Origin of the sequence: Saccharothrix luteola, from assembly GCF_020859565.1 — a bacterium.
Taxonomy (GTDB): Bacteria; Actinomycetota; Actinomycetes; order Mycobacteriales; family Pseudonocardiaceae; genus Actinosynnema; species Actinosynnema luteola.
This window is the reverse complement of sequence record NZ_JAJHUO010000011.1, coordinates 220,969-242,640: the sequence shown is the minus strand read 5'-3', so window position 1 is coordinate 242,640 and position 21,672 is coordinate 220,969. Positions and strand designations below refer to the sequence as shown.

Annotated in this window: 15 protein-coding genes; 7 read left to right on the top strand and 8 right to left on the bottom strand. The window is 72.5% G+C overall.

The features are described 5' to 3' along the window. Window positions 1-51 precede the first annotated feature (51 nt). The 4 genes from LNK82_RS17710 to LNK82_RS17695 are packed head-to-tail and all read right to left on the bottom strand — an operon-like array spanning window position 52 to window position 6,045. Window positions 52-1,683 (bottom strand): ABC transporter substrate-binding protein, encoded by a 1,632-nt coding sequence (locus LNK82_RS17710; RefSeq protein ID WP_230568090.1) that lies wholly within the window; start codon window positions 1,681-1,683, stop codon window positions 52-54. A gap of 50 nt (window positions 1,684-1,733) precedes the next feature. Next, window positions 1,734-2,669, bottom strand: coding sequence for a carbohydrate ABC transporter permease (locus LNK82_RS17705; RefSeq protein ID WP_230568089.1), 936 nt, complete (start codon window positions 2,667-2,669; stop codon window positions 1,734-1,736). Continuing rightward, complete coding sequence (locus LNK82_RS17700; RefSeq protein WP_230568088.1) at window positions 2,666-3,655, bottom strand: ABC transporter permease; 990 nt, start codon at window positions 3,653-3,655, stop codon at window positions 2,666-2,668. Before LNK82_RS17700 ends, LNK82_RS17705 begins: the two co-directional genes overlap by 4 nt. Next, window positions 3,652-6,045, bottom strand: coding sequence for a beta-xylosidase/alpha-l-arabinosidase (locus LNK82_RS17695; protein ID WP_230568087.1), 2,394 nt, complete (start codon window positions 6,043-6,045; stop codon window positions 3,652-3,654). The genes LNK82_RS17700 and LNK82_RS17695 overlap by 4 nt, the downstream gene beginning before the upstream one ends. Before the next feature lie 312 nt (window positions 6,046-6,357). Between LNK82_RS17695 and LNK82_RS17690 the strand changes: the two genes are divergently transcribed. After that, the gene (locus LNK82_RS17690) at window positions 6,358-7,419 is read left to right on the top strand and encodes a LacI family DNA-binding transcriptional regulator (RefSeq protein WP_230568086.1); all 1,062 of its coding nucleotides are present in this window, start codon (window positions 6,358-6,360) and stop codon (window positions 7,417-7,419) included. Window positions 7,420-7,477: 58 nt separating this feature from the next. On the opposite strand, the gene LNK82_RS17685 is transcribed toward LNK82_RS17690, so the two are convergent. The 3 genes from LNK82_RS17685 to LNK82_RS17675 all read right to left on the bottom strand — a co-directional run bounded on the left by LNK82_RS17685 (window position 7,478) and on the right by LNK82_RS17675 (window position 14,293). After that, window positions 7,478-8,437 carry a glutathione S-transferase family protein gene (locus LNK82_RS17685; RefSeq protein WP_230568122.1) on the bottom strand — a complete coding sequence of 320 codons (960 nt, stop codon included), beginning with the start codon at window positions 8,435-8,437 and terminating at the stop codon, window positions 7,478-7,480. A gap of 106 nt (window positions 8,438-8,543) precedes the next feature. Beyond that, window positions 8,544-11,648 (bottom strand): discoidin domain-containing protein, encoded by a 3,105-nt coding sequence (locus LNK82_RS17680; RefSeq protein ID WP_230568085.1) that lies wholly within the window; start codon window positions 11,646-11,648, stop codon window positions 8,544-8,546. A gap of 14 nt (window positions 11,649-11,662) precedes the next feature. Then, window positions 11,663-14,293: an NPCBM/NEW2 domain-containing protein gene (locus LNK82_RS17675; RefSeq protein ID WP_230568084.1), complete on the bottom strand. Its 2,631-nt coding sequence runs from the start codon at window positions 14,291-14,293 to the stop codon at window positions 11,663-11,665. A gap of 209 nt (window positions 14,294-14,502) precedes the next feature. On the opposite strand from LNK82_RS17675, the gene LNK82_RS17670 reads away from it, so the two are divergent. Both LNK82_RS17670 and LNK82_RS17665 read left to right on the top strand, forming a co-directional pair. Continuing rightward, the gene (locus tag LNK82_RS17670) at window positions 14,503-15,657 is read left to right on the top strand and encodes an AI-2E family transporter (RefSeq protein WP_230568083.1); all 1,155 of its coding nucleotides are present in this window, start codon (window positions 14,503-14,505) and stop codon (window positions 15,655-15,657) included. Window positions 15,658-15,716: 59 nt separating this feature from the next. Next, on the top strand, window positions 15,717-16,190 hold the full coding sequence (locus LNK82_RS17665) for a winged helix-turn-helix transcriptional regulator (RefSeq protein WP_230568082.1): 474 nt from the start codon (window positions 15,717-15,719) through the stop codon (window positions 16,188-16,190). Here the strand turns inward: LNK82_RS17665 and LNK82_RS17660 are convergent. Further along, entirely contained in the window at window positions 16,141-16,515 is a 375-nt protein-coding gene (locus LNK82_RS17660) for a DUF4345 domain-containing protein (RefSeq protein WP_230568081.1), read from the bottom strand. The genes LNK82_RS17665 and LNK82_RS17660 overlap by 50 nt on opposite strands. Before the next feature lie 286 nt (window positions 16,516-16,801). On the opposite strand from LNK82_RS17660, the gene LNK82_RS17655 reads away from it, so the two are divergent. The 4 genes from LNK82_RS17655 (at window position 16,802) to LNK82_RS17640 (ending at window position 21,652) form a co-directional block, all read left to right on the top strand. Then, window positions 16,802-19,075: a helix-turn-helix domain-containing protein gene (locus tag LNK82_RS17655; RefSeq protein WP_230568080.1), complete on the top strand. Its 2,274-nt coding sequence runs from the start codon at window positions 16,802-16,804 to the stop codon at window positions 19,073-19,075. A gap of 134 nt (window positions 19,076-19,209) precedes the next feature. Then, window positions 19,210-20,514: a hypothetical protein gene (locus LNK82_RS17650; protein ID WP_230568079.1), complete on the top strand. Its 1,305-nt coding sequence runs from the start codon at window positions 19,210-19,212 to the stop codon at window positions 20,512-20,514. Further along, window positions 20,511-20,858 (top strand): hypothetical protein, encoded by a 348-nt coding sequence (locus LNK82_RS17645; protein WP_230568078.1) that lies wholly within the window; start codon window positions 20,511-20,513, stop codon window positions 20,856-20,858. The genes LNK82_RS17650 and LNK82_RS17645 overlap by 4 nt, the downstream gene beginning before the upstream one ends. Further along, on the top strand, window positions 20,855-21,652 hold the full coding sequence (locus tag LNK82_RS17640; RefSeq protein WP_230568077.1) for an ESX secretion-associated protein EspG: 798 nt from the start codon (window positions 20,855-20,857) through the stop codon (window positions 21,650-21,652). Before LNK82_RS17645 ends, LNK82_RS17640 begins: the two co-directional genes overlap by 4 nt. The last annotated feature ends 20 nt before the right edge of the window (window positions 21,653-21,672 follow it).

Here is a 21,672-nt window from a genome sequence, read left to right as displayed (position 1 = left end):
ACACGGATGAGGGCCGGTCACGGCATCGTGCCGTGACCGGCCCGCGGGCACTCAGCCGTTCTTCTCCTTGTAGCGCTTGTAGGCGCCGTTGACCAGCTCGACGAGGTCGTTCGAGCCCTTGGCCTCCAACTCCTTCACGTAGGCGTCCCACGTGGAGAGGTCGCGCTGGCCGAGGATGAACTGCAAGGTCGACTGGGTGACGAAGTCCTTGAGCGGGCTCTCCAGCAGCGCGGCGCGCTCGCGCTCTTCCTCGTTCAGCGGCGCGGGCGGGGCCAGCGGCTCGACCTTCTTGTCGACCATCGTCTTCTGGAAGGCGACCTCCTCCTCGGTGAACATCGACTGCAGCAGCTCGGTGGCGCCGCCGTAGTAGAAGACACCGCCCTGGAAGCCGAAGTCGCGCTGGAGGTTCTTCGGCGCGCCGACGTTCATTCCGCCGAATGCCACCTCGGGCTTGAGCGTCCGCTTACCCGAGGCGTCCTTGTCGTAGGTCGTGCCCTTGACGCCCCACTTGGTGAACTCCTGCGCCTCGTCGGAGTACCAGAGCCAGTCGATGAACTGCATCGTCGCCACGAACTTGTCGCTCTCGACCGCCTTCGCCGACAGCATCAGGCCGCTCTCCAGGCGCGAGCCGCGGATGACGTTGCCCTTGGGCCCGGCGGGCAGCGGGATCTTCGCCACGGTCGCGCCGGGGATCTTGGAGACGTTCGGCCGGTAGTCGTTGACGATGTTCTGCGCGTTGCTGCTGATCGCGAACGACTTGCCGCTGGCGAACTTCTGGATCGCCGCGTCGTCCTTCTGCGTGAAGCTCTCCGGGTCCATCAGACCCTCGGCGACGAGCTTGTGGAAGTACTCGATCAGCTGCTTGTACTCCGGGGTCGCGCCGGTGACCTCGTACTTCTGCGCGGACTCGTTCCAGATCGTGTTCCTGACGTAGCCCCACCCGGCCTGCGTGCCGAAGGTCTGGCCCGCGTAGTTGAGGATCGACTTGCCCTCGAAGCGGTCCGACAGCGGGTAGCTGTCCGGGTTCGCGGCCTTGATCGCCTTGAGGACGGTGTAGACCTCGTCCCAGTCCTTCGGGGCCTGCAGGTTCAGGCGCTTGAGCTCGTCGGTGCGGAACGCCAGCGTGTAGTCCTGCCACACCTTCTCGTGCATGCCGGGCAGCACGTAGAACTTGCCGTCCTCCTGGCGCAGCGTGTTCAGCTCCGGCTGGAGCTTCCACTTCTCGACCTTGTCCTTGAAGTGCGGCATCAGGTCGATGTAGTCGCTCACGGGGAGGATCGCGCCGGAGGAGACGAACTGCTCCTCCTGACCCGGGTAGGTCTTGGAGATGATCGTCGGGGCGTCACCCGAGCTGATCAGCAGACCGCGCTTCTGGTCGTAGTCGCTGTAGGGCACGACCGTCGGCTTGATCGTGACGTTGGTCCGCTGGGTGATCTCCTTCCACAGCAGCCAGTCGTCCTTGATCGGGTAGTGCGACTGGTCGAGGTAGAGCAGGCTCACGTCGACGGGCTCGGTGGCCTTGAACTGCGCGCCCGCCTTGTAGTCGGCCATCGACGCGGTCTTCTTGCCGTCGAGGTTGACGCCGCCGCCCGCGTCCGCGCCCTCCTCGCTGCACGCGGCCAGGCTGACCACGAGGCTGCCGGCGACGGCAGTCAGAAGCGTTCGCTTCCATTTGGTTCGCATCGTGCTGTCTCCTCAGGTGATTGACGCCGTCGTCAACTGGAGCGGATGCGCTACTGCTTGACCGCGCCGAGCATCACGCCCGACACGAAATAGCGCTGGATGAACGGGTACACGGCGACGATGGGCAGCACGGTCAGCACCATCGTCACCGCCTTGATGTTCGCGGAGATGGCGACCGCGTTGGTCTCGACCGCGCCGACCGACGTCGCCGAGGTGGCGCCGGCGATCATGTTCCGCAGGTACACGGTGACCGGGAACAGCTCCGAGCGGTCGAGGTAGAGGAAGGCCTGGAACCACGAGTTCCAGTTCGCCACCGCGTAGAACAGGATCATCGTGGCGAGCACGGCCTTCGACAGCGGCAGCACGATCCGCAGCAGGATGCCGTAGGTGTTCAGGCCGTCGATCGCGGCGGCCTCCTCCAGCTCCGCCGGCAGGCTCTCGAAGAACGCCTTCATCACCAGCAGGTTGAACACGCTGATCGCGTTGGGCAGCACGATCGCCCAGATCGTGTTGGTCATCCCGAGCCCGTTGACGAGCACGTAGTTCGGGATCAGGCCGCCGTTGAAGAACATGGTGAACACCGCGATGCCGACCAGCAGGCCCCGGCCCTTGAGCCGGTGCTTCGACAGCACGTACGCGTAGATCGTGGTGAGCACGATCGAGATCGCGGTGGCCGTCACGGTGTAGACGACGGTGTTCAGGTAGCTGTTCCAGAACGCCGGGTCGGACGCGACGAGCTTGTAGGTGTCGAGGTTGAAACCGCGCGGCACCAGGTTGACCTGGCCGGTGCGGATGTAGACCTCGCTGCTGAACGACTGCGCCACGATGTTGACGAACGGGTACAGCGTCACCGCGACCACGCCGAGCAGCAGCACGACGTTGACGACGCGGAAGATGCGGTAGCCGCGCGAGTCGTCCAGCGAGGTGCGGCGGGGCCCGGAGGGCTTCTCCAGTCGGTCCGCGAGGCGCGTCGGGTCGGTGGTCACCACAGGCTCGTCCCCACTGCTCGGCGCGAGATCGCGTTGGCGGACAGGATCAGCGTCAGGCCGATGATCGACTCGAAGAGGCCGATCGCGGCGGCGTAGCTGAAGTTGTTGGACACCAGGCCGACGCGGTAGAGGTAGGTCGACACGACGTCCGCGGTGGGATAGGTCAGCGGGTTGTACAGCAGCAGGACCTTCTCGAACCCGACCGCCATGAACGTGCCGATGTTGAGGATCAGCAGCGTGATCATCGTCGGGCGGATGCCGGGCAGCGTCACGTGCCACGTCTGCTGCCAGCGGTTCGCGCCGTCGATCCGGGCCGCCTCGTAGAGCTGCGAGTCGATCGTGGTCAGCGCGGCCAGGTAGAGGATCGTGCCCCAGCCGACGGTCTGCCAGACCTCAGAGGAGACGTAGATCGTGCGGAACCAGCTCGGGTCCTGGATGTAGGACACCGCCTCGCCGCCGAACGCGCGGACGACCTGGTTGACCGTGCCCTCCAACGACACCAGCTGCATGACCATGCCGGCCACGATCACGATCGACAGGAAGTGCGGCAGGTAGGACACCGTCTGCACGAACCGCTTGAAGTACCGCGAGCGGACCTCGTTGAGCAGCAGCGCCAGCACGATCGGCAGCGGGAAGGCGAAGAACAGCGACAGCGCGCCGAGCACCATCGTGTTGCCGAAGACTTCCCAGAAGTTCGGGTCGTTGATGAACATCTTGACGTAGCGCAGGCCGACCCACGTCTCGCCGTAGATGCTCCCGCCGGGCACGAACTTGCGGAACGCGATCACGTTGCCGAGCATCGGCGCGTAGCGGAAGATCAGGAAGAACAGCAGCGGGACGATGACGAGCGTGTAGAGCTGCCAGTCCCGCTTCCAGGCCTTGCGCCAGGTGGTCTTGTACCGGGGCGTCTTGGGTGTCCGGGGCGGTTTCCGGGTCCGGTCCGGCGTCGCCTCGGCCGCCGGTTCGCTGACCTGGGTGGTCATGCTCGGTCCACCTCCTCGTGGGTGACCGACACGGCGGTGAGCCGGCGCCGCGTGTGGTCGACTTCGCGCAGCGGGCCGACGAGCCTCAGGTCCACCGCTTCGTGCACGTCCGCGCTCGACCGGGACACGCGCAGCTGCACCGCGCCCGGTTCCACCACGCGCTTGCCGTCCCGGCCGGTGAACGACGTGACGTCGGCCGGCACGCGGAACGTGACGCGTGCCGACGCGCCACCGTCCAGCTCCACCCGCGCGTAGCCGATGAGCCGCACGACCGGGCGGGTCACCTGCGCGACGGGGTCGTGCAGGTACAGCTGCACCACGTCCGCGCCGGAGCGCGTGCCGGGGTTGCGCACGTCCAGCTCGACCTCGACCTCGCCGTCGGTGGTCCACCGCCCGTCGCCGGACACCAGGCGCACGGGCGACCAGGCGAACGTGTCGTAGCCGAGGCCGTGGCCGAACGGGAAGGCGTGCGTCGGGTCGACGTTGGACACCTCGGTGCGCCGGCCGAGCGGCGCGGACAGGTAGGTGCCGGGCTGGCCGGACGGGTCGTTCGGGATGCCGACGGGCAGCCGGCCGGACGGCGCGACCACGCCGGTCAGGACGTCCGCCAGGGCCCGCCCGCCGAGCTGCCCGGGGAAGAAGGCCTGCACGACCGCCGCCGCGCCGTCGGCCAGGTCTCCGATCGCGTAGGGCCGTCCGGTGATCAGCAGCAGCACGACCGGCGTGCCGGTGGCGAGGACGGCGCGGACCAGGTCGGTCTGCGCGCCGGGCAGCCGCAGGTCGGTCGCGTCGCACCCCTCGCCCGACGTGCCGCGCCCGAACAGGCCCGCCCGGTCGCCGACGGCGACGACGCACACGTCCGCGTCCCGCGCCGCCGCCACCGCGGCGGCGATGTCGTCGGGGTCGGGCTCGGCGGAGACCTCGCAGCCCTTCGCGTGGGCGATGTCGCCGCCCACCGCGTCGCGCAGCGCGGAGAGCACGGTCGGGATCTCCAGGCCCAGCCCGGCGTCCGGGTGGTGCACGCCGATGTGCGCGGGGAACGAGTAGCAGCCGAGCATGGCCATCGGGTCGGCGGCGAGCGGGCCGACCACCGCGAGCCGGACGTCCGGCCGCAGCGGCAGGACGCCGTCGTTGGCCAGCAGCACCACGGATTCCCGGGCGAGGCGGAGCGTGACGTCCTGCGCTTGTGGTGAATCCAGCCGCAGGTCGTCCACGTTCGCCGGCAGCGCCGACCAGTCCGGGTCGAGCAGGCCTAGTTCGACCTTCTGGCGCAGCACCCGGCGCAACGCCCGGTCCACCAGGGCCTCGTCCACGTCGCCGCGCTCGACCGCCTCGCGCAGCGGGGTGCCGTAGCAGCGCACGGTCGGCAGCTCGACGTCCACACCGGCGGTCAGGGCCAGCGCGGCGGCGTGCGCCTCGTCCTCCGCCACGCCGTGCAGGGTCTGGAGGAACTTGATCGCGAAGTAGTCGGCGACCACCGTGCCGTCGAAGCCCCAGGTGTCGCGCAGCAGCGTGGTGAGCAGCCCGGCGTCGGCCGCGGACGGCAGGCCGTCGATCTCGGTGTAGGACTGCATGACCGACCGCACGCCGCCGTCGCGCACGGCCATCTCGAACGGCGGCAGGATCACGTCGGCGAACTCGCGCGGGCCGATGGCCACCGGCGCGAGGTTGCGCCCGGCGCGGGAGGCCGAGTAGCCGGCGAAGTGCTTGAGCGTGGCCACGATCCCCGACTGTTCCAGGCCGCGCACGTACGCCGTGGCGACCGTGCCCACGAGGTACGGGTCCTCGCCGATGGTCTCTTCGGTGCGGCCCCAGCGGTAGTCGCGGGTGACGTCCAGGACCGGCGCCAACCCCTGGTGCACGCCGGCCGCGCGCATCGAGGCGCCGATCAGGCCGGACATCTCGGCCACCAGGTCGGGGTCGAACGACGCGCCCCAGGCCAACGGCGCGGGGTAGGCGGTCGCCTGCCACGCGGCGAAGCCGGTGAGGCACTCCTCGTGCACCAGCGCCGGGATGCCGAACCGGTTGGCCCCGGCCACCTCCCGCTGCGACGCGGCGAGCGAGCGGGCGCCCGCCACCGGGTCGACCGGCCGGGTGCCGAACGGGCGGGTGAGCTGGCCGAGGCCGTGCGCGATGACGTCCGCCCAGACCACCGGGTCGCTGGTCATGTCGTGCTGGTGCGGTGCGACACCGGCGCCGGAGGGGTCCGCGCCGACCCAGACACCGACGAGCTGGGCCAGCTTCTCGTCGAGCGTCATCGCGTCGACGAGCGCGTCCACCCGTTCGGCGACGGGCCGGGAGGTGTCCCGCCACGCCGCGCTCGGCCGGTCGGCGGCAGCCGGGACGGCGTCGCCTGCCGGCGTCGTCGCGACCTCCGTCGTCCTGTTCATCATCGACCAGGTACCCCCGCTCACGTCCTCGTGAAGACCGAAACTATCGAAGTACTTTCCGACACGCCGATCTGGTGGGGAGACCGTAGGAGGATCTCCGCAAGACGTCAACAGTCCGTGTCCTTCCTGTGTCTTCGCAGTTCACAGGTATGAACAGGGGCGGAAATCCGCCCGGTTTACTGGACCGATCACGCCAAGAAAGTACGCCGATAGCTGTCATGCTGGTGATCGGAAGGTCGAACCTTTACGCTCGGCCGTCGAAACTTTAGATCCGGTGCGGTGCGCGGACCGCGACGCGGACAGGGGGGCAGCATGAGTTCGTCGACCGAGCGGGACGCCGCCGGCACCGTGCCGGAGAAGACGGTGAAGGGCGCGGCGTCGATCTCGTCCATCGCGGCCGAGGCGGGGGTGTCCATCCCGACCGTCTCGAAGGTCCTCAACGGACGGCCCGACGTCGCGCCGGACACGCGCGCCCGCGTGGAGAGCATCATCGAACAGCACCGGTACCGGCGACGACGAGCGCGCCAGTCGTCCCGGCCGGCGCTCATCGACCTGGTGTTCCACGAGATGCACTCGGCGTGGTCGACCGAGATCATCCGCGGCGTGGAGCTGGCCGCGGCGAACGAGCGCGCCGCGGTGGTGCTGTCCGAGCTCGGCGGCGAGCACCGGCCGCGCCGCGAGTGGTTCGACGACCTGCTGGCCCGCCGGCCGCTCGGCGTGATCCTGGTGCTGGCGGGGTTGGACGACGAGCAGCGCCGCCAGCTCACCACGCGCAACATCCCGTTCGTCTTCGTGGACACCGCGGGCGAGCCGCCGCCCGGTGTGCCGACGGTGGGCTCGGCGAACTGGGCCGGCGGCCTGGCCGCGACCCGGCACCTGCTCGGGCTCGGCCACCGCCGGATCGCGGTCATCTCGGGACCGACGACCATGCTGTGCAGCCGGGCTCGGGTCGACGGGTACCGCAGCGCGCTGGAGGACGCGAACGTCGTCGTGGACCAGGATTTCGTGCGGTACGGCGACTTCTACGTCCAGGGCGGGTACGGGCACGGCATGGAGCTGCTCAGCAGGCCCGACCCGCCGACCGCGATCTTCGCGGGCTCGGACTTCCAGGCGCTGGGCGTGATGCGGGCGGCGCGGGAGCTCGGGCTGTCCGTGCCGCACGACCTGTCGATCGTCGGCTACGACGACCTCTCCGTGACCGAGTGGATAGGGCCTCCGCTGACCACCGTGCGGCAGCCGTTGCGCGAGATGGCGACCACGGCCGCGCACATGGTGTTCAGCCTGGCGCGGGGCGAGAGGCCGCCGAACGAGCGCATAGACCTCGCCACGGAACTCGTGGTGCGGGAGAGCACCTGCCCGCCTCGGGCGCGGTGACCGGGGACCTCGACCAGCGAGGTCTCCGACGTCTCCGTGACGCCCGTGGTCGGAGCGGTCAGCGCAGTGGCGTGTGCGCCGGGTCGACCCGTTCGCCGTCGTGGACGGGTCCCGGCGGCGTGCCGTCGCCGAACGGCCGCCCGCCGAGCGCCTCGCGGCCGTGCGGCGTGACCCAGCCGGACAGGTCCGGCCCGGCGGGCACGATCCCGCTCGGGTTGATGTCGGAGTGCACGACGTAGTAGTGCTGCTTGATCTGGGTGAAGTCGATCGTGTCGCCGAAGCCGGGCGTCTGGAACAGGTCGCGGGCGTAGGCCCACAGCGCCGGCATCTCGGCCAGCTTGTTCCGGTTGCACTTGAAGTGGCCGTGGTAGACGGGGTCGAAGCGGGCGAGCGTGGTGAACAGGCGGACGTCGGCTTCGGTGATCGTGTCGCCGACGAGGTAGCGCCGGTCGCGCAGCCGGTCCTCCAGCCAGTCCAGGGCGCTCCACAGGCGTGCGTAGGCGTCGTCGTAGGCCTCCTGCGTGCCCGCGAACCCGCACCGGTAGACGCCGTTGTTGACCTCGGTGAAGACCCGCGCGTCGACCTCCTCGATCTCGTCGCGGCGGCGCTGCGGCAGCAGGTCCGGCGCGCCGTCGCGGTGGTGCTCGCGCCACTCGGTGGACAGGTCGAGCGTGATCTGCGCGAAGTCGTTGGTCACCACCGCGCCGGTCGTCGTGTCGACGATCGCCGGCACCGTGATCCCGCGCGGGTACTCGGGGTCGCGCTTGAAGTACGCCTCCTGCAACCGCTCGATCCCCAACACGGGGTCCCGCCCACCGGGATCGAGGTCGAACGTCCACGACCGCTCGTCGTGCGTGGGCCCGGGCATCCCGAGCGACAGGGCGTCCTCCAACCCCAACAACCGCCGCACGATGATCGACCGGTTCGCCCAGGGACAAGCCCGCGCCGCCACCAGCCGGTACCGCCCACCGACGACCGGAAACCCGTCCCGCCCGTCCGCGGTGATCCGCGTGGTGATGTACCGCGTGTCGCGGGTGTACTCCTTCCCCTTGACGGAATACGTCCCACCCCGCTGGTGCTCGGGGTTCCCGCCGGCAACCGAAGTCCCACTCACCTTCCCGAGCCTACGTCTCCACCACGTTCCCGGCCTCTCGCGCGGGGTGGATGGTGAGGGCGGTGAGCGCGGCTTGGCCCGGCTGCCAGTCGGGGGTAGCCACGGCGACGTACCTGGCCGTGGTGTCGAGGGCCAGGTGGGCGCGGTGGCGGCGGGGGATCGGGGTCGGTTGGCCGTAGGAACGGCCGTCGGTGCTGGTGGTGACGATGCAGTCGGGGACCTGGCCGGCGGTCCACGTCAGGTCGAGTCCGGTGATGTGGTGGCCTGCGCCGAGGTCGACCACCATCCGGCCCGCCGGGCCCGGTGTCCAGGCGGTGTCCGGGTCGTCGTCCACGGCGGCGGCAGGGTCGGACATGCCCGGTGGCAGGGGAGAGGTGGGGTAGGTGGTCCGGCTCAGGGCCAGGTCGGCGAGGGGGTACGGGCGGGCGTGCGGGATGGTGACGTCACGCCGCACGCGCGGAGGCAGGGTGACCGGCACGCGGTGGCCGTCGGCGGACACCAGGGTCAGGCGGGCGACCCGGCCCGAGCCGGTCAGGGTGACCTGGGCGCCGTGGTGCACGACTGCGGTCACGCCGATCGGCACGTCGCCTTCCAGGGTGAACCGGGGCGGTTCGACGCGGGCGGTCGCGGGGGCCAGCAGCAGGTCGTAGTCGGTGCCGGTCGGTGTCACGACCTGGTGGCCGGCGTAGAGGCGGAGCGCGCCGCGGTCCTGGCAGAGGGACACCGCGCCGGTGGCCGGTGCGTCGGAGAGGTTGAACAGGCTCAGGTAACCGTCGGCCGCGCTGGCGCGGACGGTGGCGGGGGAGCAGACCGGGGCACCCGCGGCGGCCGACGCGGGCAGGTCGGCCGGTCCGACGTAGCCCTCGACCACCATGCCGGCGGCCGGCCCGTCGGACAGCACGACGGTGTCACCGGTGACCGTGATCGGGTTCGGCGACCCGTGCACGACGAACCCCGCCCGCCCGTCCACGTCCAGCCAGCCGCCCGTGCTGCGCAGGTCCGGCTTCGGGTACTCCACCACCGTCGACCACGTCAGGCCGTCCGGTGACGTCTGCACCCGGTACGCCCGCCCGGCCGCCGCTTCCCAGTACAGCCGCGCCCGGTCCAACTCCACCTGACCGCCGAGGTCCACCGAGAGCCAGCTGTCGGCCCGACCCCGCTCCGCCCGCGACACCGCCCACCGCGTGGTGTGACTGCCGTCCGTGGCCGACCCGGGCTCGCGGCCGGTGTCCCAGGACGATGCCGTCGTGGCCCGGCCGCGCGTCAGGTCCGGCCCCTCACCGGCCCGCACCTCCAGCGTGAACAGCGAGTACCCGTAGGTCGGATGAGGCGTGACGCCGACCATCCGCACGTGCCGCGCGGTCACCGTGCCGAACACCAGGTCGTCCACCCGCGCGACACCGGCCACTCGCGAATCCGCGGACGCCACGGTGACGGCACCCTCCGCCGCCCGGTACGTGCGGGAACCGTCGAGACCCGGCACGCCCGGCATGGTCAGGTTGTGCACGTCCACGCGGCCCTCGCCGGCCGCCAGGCCCGACGTCGCGTAGACGACCGTGCCGGTGGGCAGGGTCGCCGTGCCGACGTGACCACCGGCGAACGCCAGCAGGCACGCCGTGCCGTCGAACCCGTCGCGAACCCGCTGGTACACCACGGCGGAACGCCCGCGAACGGCCAACGACGTCGACGGCACGAGCATCGGCGTGTCGCCGCTGACCACGAACAGCCAGTCGTCGTGCCCCGGCTGCCAGGCGAACTTCGCGTACCCCGCCTTGGTCACGGTCCCCGCCCACGCGCGGGCCGACTGGTGCGCCACCAGCCCCGGCTCGACGCCGTGGTCCGCGACGCCTGCCGCCGCCGCGAAGAACTCCTCCTCCGACACCGGCTCCACCACCGGCCCGGTGCGGCCGCGCCACTCGTGCAGCAGGTAGCTGATCGCGAGTTCCGCCCGCGCCTCCGGCTCGTACTTCGCCTCACCGGAGAACTTCGCCAGCCGGTGCACCGGCGGGTAGGCCTGGTATGCCGCCAGCCGCGACGCCAGCGCCGCCTCCGCGCGGGCCGCCAGCCGGTCGCCCAACACCTGCGAGCGGAACGCCAGCGGGATCACGTCACGGCCGTAGAGGTGCTCCCGGTCGTCCACCATCGGCATCAGCGGCTCGCCCGCGTCGCTCATCGTGGCCAGGATCGTGCGCCACAGCCGCTCGCCGTTGGGCTGCGCGGTCAGCACCTCCGGCAACGGCGTGCCGGCCAGCAGGAAGTGCACCGCGTTGCGGCCGGACGTGCGCCACAGCTCTTCCTGGTAGTGCGGCCCGTACGAACCGTGGTTCTCCACGATGAACGTGTCGTGCGCGTTCGCCGCGGTGTTCGCCGAGACCGGCACTCCGTCCACCACCGACGGGTTGGCCAGGTCGGCGGCCGGCAACCCGGCCTCGTTGCGGCTCCACCGGCCGAACGCCTCGCGCCACGCCCGCGCGTCCGGGTCGTCGGCCGCCCACGCCAGCCCCGGTGCGAGGGCCTGCGTGTAGACGCCCATCTCCTCGAGCTTCGTGTCGCCCCGGTACCCACCCGTGAGCCCGTTGGGCGTCCACCCGCCCGAACGCGGGTCGTTCCCCGTGCCGAGCGCGGCGGTGTAGGCGGCCTGACCGCGGGCGATCGCGTCGACGGCGGCACGCGTCGCCGGATCGAGGTCGGCCCACAGCAGGCGCGCGGCGAGCACGAAGTACGACTGGAACGTGGTGTCCCAGAACAACGTCTTGCCCCACTCCGCGCCACCCGCCAGCACGTTGCTCGCGGCGAAGTGCCGGATCGTGGCCACGGTGTGCGCGTGCAGCACCGACTCGGCCACCCCGGTGAGCTCGGCGTCGTAGTCGCCCCTGGTCAGCAGGACCGCGTTGCCGAGGACGACGGCGAACCCGAAGTCCGTCCGCCGGTACCGACCGGCCACCGGGTCGTACTGCTGCTCGGCCCACCTCGTGTGGCGCGACAAGACCTCGTAGTACAGCCGCGCCACCGGGTCCGCGTCGACCGGCGACTCGGCGAGGGCGAGCCGGGGCGCCAGCGCCAACGCGCCGCCGACACCCACCGCCCGCAGCAACTGACGACGGTTGATCCGCATGTTCGGAACCCTTCTCACGCGCAGGCCAGCCGGGCGTCGGCCCAGTCGGCGTGGTCGAAGTTGCGGCCGTCGCCGCCGTCGGTCACGCGCAGCTCGACCATCCGGACGCCCGTGGTGTCCACGGTGATCGGCCGGGCCGGGTCGGCGCCGCGCAGCACGCCGCTGTCGTGGAGCAGTCGGCCGTCGCCGAAGACCTGGAACACCACCGAGCCCGGCGACGTGGTCTCGTCGTCCAAGCCGATCACGGCGGTCAACGCCCGGCACCCGCCGCCCAGGTAGACCGTCAGCTCGGAGGGCGCGTGCACGCCGAGGCCCTTCCCGTGCACGACACCGCCGATGGTCAACGGGTTGCCGTCACCACCCGCGTTCTCGCCGTTGGACCTGTCCCGCTCCACCGGGCCCCAGCCGTTGCTCTCGCCCATGAACGGCAGGTCGCTCACGTACGGCTCGCCGGTCGGCACGGGCGGCGGCACGAACGCGCGCACCGCCCGCTCCACGTGCACCCGCGCGTGCCCCGGCGCGCGGAACTCCGCGAACACCGGCACGTCCACCGTGCCGACCGGGCTGTCGTCACCCACCCGCACGGTCCACCGACCGGTCAGCGCCTCGCCCGGCCGCAGGGCGCGTCGCTCGACCGGCGCCCCGGTCACCGCCCAGCCCCCGGGCGCCGCCACCGCCAGCACGACGTCCTCGATGGCGGCCTCCGCCGTGAAGCTCGCCGTGACCTCGAACGTCGACCCCGACACCGCGTCCACGACCTCCGCAGGCGTGACCGCGAGCGTGGTGGCGGGCACCGGCACGACCGGCCGGTCGCACGTCAGCATCCCCGGCAGGTACGGGCAGATCACCGCCGCGAACCCGCCGTTGCGCGGCACCGCGACCTCCAGCGCCGCCGCCGACCGCGCGATCCTGGCGTCCCGCCGCACGTCACCGCGCCCCTCGCCGTCCCGCACCACCTCGACCAGCCACCGCCCGCCGCCCAGGAACCCCAGCGACGCCCGCAGCGTGCGCGGATCACCGGCCGCCACCGCGCCGACGAACCAGCGGTCGCCGGACCGCCGCGCCACCACCGCGTGATCGGACGGGTCGCCGCCCAGCACGCGCGTCTCGTCCCACACCGTCGGCACCTGGCTCAGGTACCGCAACGCCTCCGGGAACCGCTCGTAGGCCTCCGGCTTGTCCGCGAAGTGCGTCCACCCCGACTCGTACAGCACCGGCAGCGCGACCTCGTGCGCGACCGACGCCTCCTTCGTGCCGACCTCCAACGACACCGGCGTGTAGTCCATCGACCCGACCACGTTCCGGGTGAAGAACTGCACCGGGTTGTTCGCCGCCGGCGGGAAGTTCTCCGCGCCGCGCACGGCCTCCATCGTCATCACGTGCGGCCACGTCCGGGCCAGGCCGTGCGGGATGGTCGAGCCGTGGAAGTTCACCATCAGGCGCAGCTCGGCGGTCTTGGCCAGCACCGCGTCGTACCACTGGTAGCGGGCCCGGGAGTCGGACTCCATGAAGTCGAGCTTCACGCCCCGCACACCCCACTGCCGAACCCTGGGCAGCACGGTGTCGCGCTCGGCCTCCGTGTCCAGCGCGGTCCAGTGGAACCACAGCAGCACCTCGACGCCCTTGGCGCGGGCGTACCGGACCAGCTCCGGCACCCACGTGTCGCGCCACCCCTCGTCCACCAGCACGTACTCCCAGCCGTGGCGGGCGGCGAAGTCCACGTACCGCTTCTGCCGCTCGAAGTCGCCGGGGCTTGCGTGCTCGCTCAGCCACGACCACGCGACCTTGCCCGGCCGGACCCACGACGTGTCGGTGACCCTGGAGGGCGAGGCGAGGTCGTCCACCAGGGTCGACTCGCCGACGGTCGCGAGGGAACCCACGATCGCGGTGCGCCAGGGCGTGCGCGAGACGCCCGCGACCTGCTCGTCCGCGAGCACGACCCGGTAGTCGGCCGACCCGGCGGCGTGCCGCAGCCTGCTGCCCGGGTACCGGCCGTCCACATCGGACTCGGTGAGCAGGGCGTAGTCGTCGCCCACCTTGAACAGCGAGGGGTAGCCGTACTCGCCCTCCGCCGCGCCCGCGGCCGTTGTGCGCACGCGGTTGGCCTCGTACCAGGCGTTGTAGGGCAGCAGCCAGGCCGGGGCGTCCGCCGGCAGCCGGAACGACGACGCCTCGCCGGTCACCGTGACGGCGTCCGGCACGACGTACCGGTAGGCCACGCCGTCCGGCGCGACCCGCACCACCAGGTCCAGCCGCGCGCCGCCGGGGCCGGCGAACGCCAGCACGGTCTCGGTCATCCGGACCTGCCGCTGCAGCCGCTTGCCGGTGGTCATCGAGTACCGATCGGTCACGAGCCGGTCCGCGCGGCCGACCGCCCGCAGGCCCCCGGTCAGGTCGGCTTCGCTGGTGCGCAACCCGATCGGCGACGGCGCGAGCACCGTGCGGCCCTGCCGGGAGACGGCGAACGCGAGGCCGCCGGTGGCGGGGTCGAGGGTCACGTGGGCGGCCACGGCGGCGGAGCCGGGGGCGGTGATCACCCACTCGGCGGGCGCCGCCGCCGCGGGCGTGACGGGCACGAGGACCGAACCGAGGACGGCGAACAGGGCCAAGAGCCGCACCGTGATGACGCGGCGAAGCGATGACATCGTTGTCAACTCCGAATGCTGGTCGCGCCGGATGACTGGGACCGCCATCGTCAGTGCCCGGCCGGAGACCGGTCAAGGTCGTCGACCGGACAGGTTTTGTCCTGGTGCGGGCCTTGACACGGGGTGGGGCGGCACGCTCGGCGCGACCGGTTCTGGCAGGCTGCCGCACAGGCGCCGCAGGGCGCGACGCGGTGGAGGGATGGGGAGACGTGAGCGCTGAAGACCGCCGCTGGACCGATCGCGGTCAGGCCGTCGGGCACGGGGTGACCTGGCTGGCGCGGTGGAGCGCCCGCCTGGCGCTGGTCGCGATCGGCTTCTGGCTGTTGTGGACGCTGATCGGCAGGCTCTGGGTCGTGGTGATGCCGGTCCTGCTCGGCCTGCTGATCACGACCGTGCTGTGGCCGCCGGCCCGGTGGCTGCGCTCGCGCGGCGTGCCCGCCGCGTTGGCCGCGACGATCGTGCTGCTCGCCGGGCTGATCGTGCTCGGCGGCGTGGTCGCGCTGATCACGACGTCGATCGCGTCCGGCGTGCCCGAGATCGCCGACAGCGCGACCCGCGCCCTGCAACAGGCCCTCGACTGGGCCGCGGGCCCGCCGCTCAACCTCGGCGAGGGCCAGCTCGACCAGCTGCTGCAACAGGGCATCGACCAGTTGCGGTCCAGCGTCGGGTCGATCGCGAACAGCCTGCTCACCGGGGTCGGCACGGTGACCTCCGGTCTGGTCACCGGCATCGTCGCGCTGCTGCTGGCGTTCCTGTTCGTCAAGGACGGGCCGCGGTTCACGCCCTGGCTGCGCGGCGTGATCGGCGAGCGCGCCGGCGGGCACGTGACCGTCGTGCTGGACCGGGTCTGGACGACGTTGGGCGACTTCATCCGCACCCAGGCGGTCGTGAGCCTGGTGGACGCGGTGCTGATCGGCCTCGGCCTGGTGGTGCTCGGCGTGCCGCTGGCCGTGCCGCTGGCGGCGTTGACGTTCCTCGGCGGTTTCGTGCCGATCGTCGGCGCGTTCATCGCGGGCGCGCTGGCCGTCCTGGTCGCGTTGGTGAGCAACGGCCCGACGACCGCGCTGATCATGCTGGTCATCGTGGTGGTGGTGCAGCAGGTGGAGGGCAACGTGCTCCAGCCGGTGCTCCAGTCGCGGAGCCTGCGCCTGCACGCGGCCGTCGTGCTGCTGGCCGTGACGGCGGGCAGCACCCTCTACGGCATCGCGGGCGCGTTCCTCGCCGTGCCGGTCGTGGCCGCCGTGGCGGTCGTGCTGCGCTACCTGGGCGAGGTCATCGACCGGGGTTCCGCGCCGCAGCCCGCCGTCCCGGACCGGCCGGACGAACCGGACCGCGTGCCGGACGCGGAGCCGCCACGACCGTGAGCGCGTGCGGCCCGCCGACGAACGGGATCGGTGACGAATGCCGTGGTTATCATGCGCGGATGCTCCGACGCACATACGACGACCAGGTCTGCTCCATCGCGCGCGCCCTCGAGGTCGTCGGCGAGCGCTGGACGCTGCTGATCGTGCGGGACGCGATGGGCGGGGTCACCCGGTTCGACGGATTCCTGCAGCGCATGCCGATCGCGCGCAACGTGCTCAGCGACCGCCTCAACGGCCTGGTCCAGTACGGCGTGCTGGAACGCGTGCTCTACCAGGACCGACCGCCGCGCCACGAGTACCGGCTCACCGCCAAGGGACGTGAGCTGACACCGGTGCTCCTGTCGCTCATGGCGTGGGGCGACCGCCACATGCCCGAGGAGACCGGACCGCCCGCGCTGGCCGAGCACGCGGGCTGCGCCGGCCTCGTCCACCCGCGGATGATCTGCGACTGCTGCGAGCAGGAGGTCGCGCCCGACGTGGTGGTCATGCGGCCAGACGGCGCTGCCACAGCACGAGGACCGGCGGCACGGTGAGCTCGATCGCCAGCAGGACCAGCATCATCGCGTGCGGCTGACCGACCGCCAGCCACGACACGATCCGCGCCAGCCCGCCGACGAACACCGCCGCGCTGACGAAACGCAGCACCGCCGTGGCCTCCCGGACGCGCGGCACGACGGACAGCATCGCCATCCCGATCGCCAGCCACATCGCGGAGAAGAACCGGTAGTTGCTGTCCAGCGTCGGCTCCGGCCGCGGGCTGCCCGGCAGCAGCACGGTCGGACCCAGCACGACCTCCAGCAACCCGGTGCCCGCGACGAACAGCCCGAGCACCACCAGCACCGCCTGGAACGCCTTCATCCCGACCCCCGTCGCACCCGGCGCGCGAACCTCCGCCGATCCGTCGGAGCCGGCGGACACCGTGCGGCGACAGCGGATCCGCGCTTCGACGATCAAGCTCCCCGGCGTGACGGTACCACCGGGTAACTTGAGGGGCCGGTCGTGCCGATCAGGTGGCGCGGAGTGACGATCCGGTGCCTGCCCGGGGCGTGGCCGTGGCTAGGATTCGGTCCGCCGAGGCGCGGACCGACGGTGTCCGGGTTGATGACGGGCGTGCGTCCGGCGTGCGTGACGGTGGGGGTTGGGTGTGACGAGCCGGTTCGGCGCCTTGCTGCGCCGCTGGCGGCAGCGGGCCGGGTTGAGCCAGGACGACCTGGCCGAGCGCGCCGGGCTCGGTGTCCGCACCGTCCGCGGTCTGGAGACCGGGCAACGCGGCAACCCCCAGGTGCGCACCGTGCGGTTGCTGGCCGACGCGTTGAGCCTGGACGGCGACGAGCGCGCGGAGCTGTTCACCGCCGCCGGCCACGCCGAGCCCGCCGACCCGGACGAGGGCGCGCCCGTGCGGGTCGGGCACGGCGGCGGGACGAGTCGGTCGTCCGCGCCGACCCTCGGCGCCGATCTGCTGGTCGAGGCGACGGACGCGCTCGCGTACGCGGTGCACGCCCGGTGGCGGCGGGAAGAGGAGCAGCAGCAGGTGCACGACCCGGTGCCGCTGCCCGTCAGCTGGCGACCGGCGCCCGACGCGTTGCGGGACAGCTGGGCGAACACCCGGCTGGCGCAGCCGGGCCGGACCGCGCGTCCCCTGGACCTCGGCGGGCGGCTCGACCAGGTGGTGGAGGTCTACCGGCGGGTGCCGTCGTCGCGGCTGATCGTGCTCGGCCGGGCCGGCGCGGGCAAGACGATCCTCACCACGCGGTTCGTGCTCGACCTGCTGGCCGTCCGCGCGCCGGCCGACCCGGTGCCGGTGATCTTCGGCCTCGGCTCGTGGAACCCGGTCCGCACCGAGCTGCGGGACTGGCTCGCCGAGCAGCTGGTGCGCGACCACCCCGGCCTGGCCGCGCCGGGACCGGGCGGGGCGACGCTGGCCGCCGCGCTGGTCGACGCCCACCGCGTGCTGCCCGTGCTCGACGGGTTCGACGAGGTGGCGGGCGGCCTGCACCGGGCGGCGCTGGCCGCGTTGAACGCCACCACCCTGCCGCTGCTGCTGACCAGCCGGGTCGACGAGTACCGCGCGGCGGTGCGGGCCACCGGCGTGCTCCGGGCGGCCGGCGCGGTGGAGCTGGTCGACCTCGCCGCGGTTGACGTCGCCGACTACCTGCCGCGCACCACCGGGCAGACCGATCACCTCTGGCAGCCGGTGCTGGACCACGTGCGCGACCAGCCGGACGGCGCCCTCGCGGCCGTGCTGACCACGCCGTTGATGGTGGCGCTGGCCCGCCGGATCTACAGCGACGCACCTGGGCACGACCCGGCGGAGCTGGTCGACGCGGACCGGTTCGGCGACCGCGACGCGATCGAACGGCAGCTGCTCGGCGGCTTCGTGCCGGCCGTGTACCAGGAACGACCCGGCGTTCGGGCCTACGACGTCGACCACGTCCGGCACTGGCTCGGGCACCTCGCCGACCACCTGGCCCGGCTCGGCACGCACGACCTGGCCTGGTGGCAGCTCGGCGCCTCGATGAGCAGGCGCGCCAGGGCGCTGGTGGTCGCGCTCGTCGTGTTCGCCGGTGTCTGGCTGGGCGACGTGGTGGTCGAGAGCGTGGTGATCGGGGCGGTGTCCGCGGAGCTGGTGGGACTGGGCGCCGTGGTCGCGCTGCTCGCCGGCGTGCCGTTCGGGCTGGTGCACGGGCACCTGGCACGCGTCCAGCCGCTCGAACCGGTCCGGTTCCGGCTGCGCCTGCGGGCGGGATCGGGGACGAAGTGGCCACGGGTGCGGGTCAGGGCCCGGATGGGCCTGTTGTTCGGCGCGCTGGTCGGCTGCTCCTACGGCGTGGTGATGATCCTGATGAAGTGGCTGGTCAGGGACTACCCGGTGACGCCCGCGATGGTCCTCGTCGACGCCGGCGTGTTCACCGCGGTCTTCGGGTCCGGCGCGGCGCTCGCCTTCGGGCTGATCGCCGCGGGTGAATCGCCGCAGGACATCCGTTCGGCGGCGAGCCCGGCCGGCCTGCTCGACGCCAACCGCAAGACCGTGCTCCTCCAGCTCGCGCTGTTCGGGCCGCTGTTCGCGGTGTTCTTCTCGGCCACGACCTGGCTCATCGCGACCACGTTGATGTCGCTGCCGGGCGGCGGGCCGTTCGGGATCGTGATCGCCTGGCCCGGCTTGGCGGGTCTGGTGCTGGGCCTGGTCGGCGGGTTCGGCGGCGGGTTCGGCTACGTGATCAGCATGACCGCGTGGGGCCAGTGGGTCGTGTTCGCCCGCTTCTGGCTGCCGCTGACCGGCCGAGTGCCCTGGGCCGTGGGCGCGTTCCTCGACGACGCCTATCGGCGGGGCGTGCTGCGCCGTGCGGGTGCGGTCTACCAGTTCCGCCACGCCCGTCTCCAAGATCACCTGGCCGAGGCCCACCGCAACCGTCCTTGACCTTCTCACTGTCTGTTTTCCCACTTCAGAGGCACCGGCCATAGATGGCCGCACCACGGCCTGTCGGTGGCCGGTGCCTTGTCGCGAGCATGGGCGGCGTCGGCGGGGACCGACTGCGAGAGGGGGACGAGCGGATGTCCGAAGAGGAACCGACGCCGACGGCCGGCGCGGTGAACTGGGAGTCGTACAGCCACGAAGAGCTGTACCGGATGCTGTGGCAGGACGCGGACGTCGCGGACGTCAGCGTGGTTGCCACTGAATGGGCGCAGCACCGCGTCGCGCTGGACACGCACGCCCAGGTGTTGCGGGAGCAGCGGGTCGCGCTGCTCGACGGCTGGCACGGGCCTGCGGCGGAGGAAGCGGCCGACCGGCTGGCCGCGCTCGCCGCCAGGGTGCAGAAGATCAGCGAGCTGGCGCACGCGGGGCAACGCGCGGCGCAGGAGGCCGCCGACGCGCTGGCCAGGGCGAGGGCCATGATGCCGCCACCACCGGCCGCGCCCGCCGACCCGTCGACCGGTGACCGGTCAGCCGGTGACCGGCCGGTCGTTGATCAGGGGACCACCACGCGGTCCGCGTTCGCCACGGCGTTCCCGGGCGTCGCGCCGCCGCTGCCGCCCACGCGGCCGCCGCTGCCGCCCACGCCGCCGCCGCTGCCGCCCACGCCGCCGCCACTGGCCTTTCCGTCCGCCCCGGCGGCGTTGACGTTCCCGACGGCGCCCGCCGGGTCGATGTTCCCCACCGGGACGTTCCCGTCCGCGCCGGCGTTGCCGTCGATACCCGGCTTCGCCACGGTGTTCGCCCCGACCGGGACCACCACGGCCTCCAGCACGGGCGCGGCGTTCGGCGCGGTGGGCGGGGCCGGGTTCAGCTTCTACTTCGGCGCGTCCGCCTTGGACCAGCAGAAGGCCGACGCGGTGCGCGCCATGCAGGCCTACGAGTCGAGCCTGGTGGGCGGCAGCAAGCTGATCGACGGCGCACGCGGCGCGATCCCACCCGCGTCCCAGGTGACGAGCACGAGCGGACCGGCGGCCGGAGGGGTGCCGCCCGGTCCGACGACAGGCGCGCGTGGCGGAGGCGTGCCGTGGACCCGTCTGCTCGGAGGCGGCGGCTCGGGCATGGCGGTGGGGGCGGGCCTGGGGTCGGCCATCGGCGCCGCGCCGTCCGCCGGTCACGGCGTGCAGCTCGGTCCCGGCGCGCGGGTCGGTGTGCTGCCCGGCGCGGCCGGTGCCTTCGGCATCGCGGCCGGACCGCTCGCCGGCGACACCGCCGCACGGGGCACGACGCAGGCCGCGATGGCGCCGCCCGTCGCCGGCCGCCCGAACGGCGGTGACGACGAGCCGCACGAGAACCGGATGCCGACCATCGACCACGGGCTGTTCACCGTGGACACGCCGGTGAGCCCGGCGGTCATCGGCCAGACGACGGGAGCACAGCCGTGAACGCGGGCCGGGGGTACCAGGTCGAGCTCGACCTCATCGAAGACCGGATCACCACGCTGACCAGGTTGGGCGACCTGACCGGCGACCTGGTGACGGCCGTGAGCCGACTCGCCGAACGGCAGCCGATGCTCGGCACCGCGCCGCCGGCGGTGGAGCTCGCGTCACGGCTGCGCGCGGCGGCGGGGGAGTCCGGGCTGGCCGGCGAGGTGATCGCGGCGCAGCGCGAGGTGGTGGCGTTCCGGCAGCTGCTGTCCGACGCCAAGGCCGCCTACACCGAGGTCGACGACGACACCGGGTCCGCCGTGCGGGCCGCGGGCGAGCGGTCGGACGGAGCCGCGCGGTGACCGCCGCGATCGAGCACGAAGCCGTCTTCGAGCCCGTCGAACTGGACCTGCTCGCCACCCACGCCGGCGTCGCGTTCCCGTTCCCGCTGCGGGTGCCGTCGGTCGGCCGGTTCGCCCACGAACGCGACGAGCTGCTGGCCGCCGCCGGGCACGCCTTGTGCGACCGGGGCCTGGCCACCGCCTCCGGACCGGTCGGCGTCGCCGAGGAGCTGGTCACCGCTCTGCGGGAGTACCGGGGCGCGGTCGACCTGGTGGTCATCGGCACGGACGAGGCCACCGGCGCGGTGGCCATGGTCTACCGGGACCGGGCGGTGGTGTGCCGCCAGTCGCCCCTCGACGAGCGGGGGAGCGCGGTCCGCGTGACGGCGGTGCCCGCGACCGGGTCGGCCGACGAACTCGCCGGTCTGATCCCCGAGGTGCGGGCGGCCTCGACCATGCCGATCACGTTGCCGCCCGGCGTGGTCGAGGGCGCGTTGCGGATGTTCGAGGACCCAGGGGGCGACCCGGCAGCCCGGCGGCACGTGCGCGAGCTGGTGCGCGCCGCCGGTGGCGACGAGGCGGCGGTCGACCGGGTGGTCACCCTGTTCCCGGCCGTGGCGGGACGGGGACAGCTCGGCGTCGTCCGCCGGACCGGCGACGCCGTCACCCGGCCGCACGAGGTGTCGTGGCTGGACGGCGCGCGCGGCCGGCTGCGGATCGATCGCGGTGACGCCGGCTGGGTGAGCGTCAACCCGTTGCGGCACGGCGAACTCGTCCGCCTGCTCGGCGGGGCAGCGTCGGTCGCCCGCGCCTGAGGCCGGGCAGACCAGCAGGA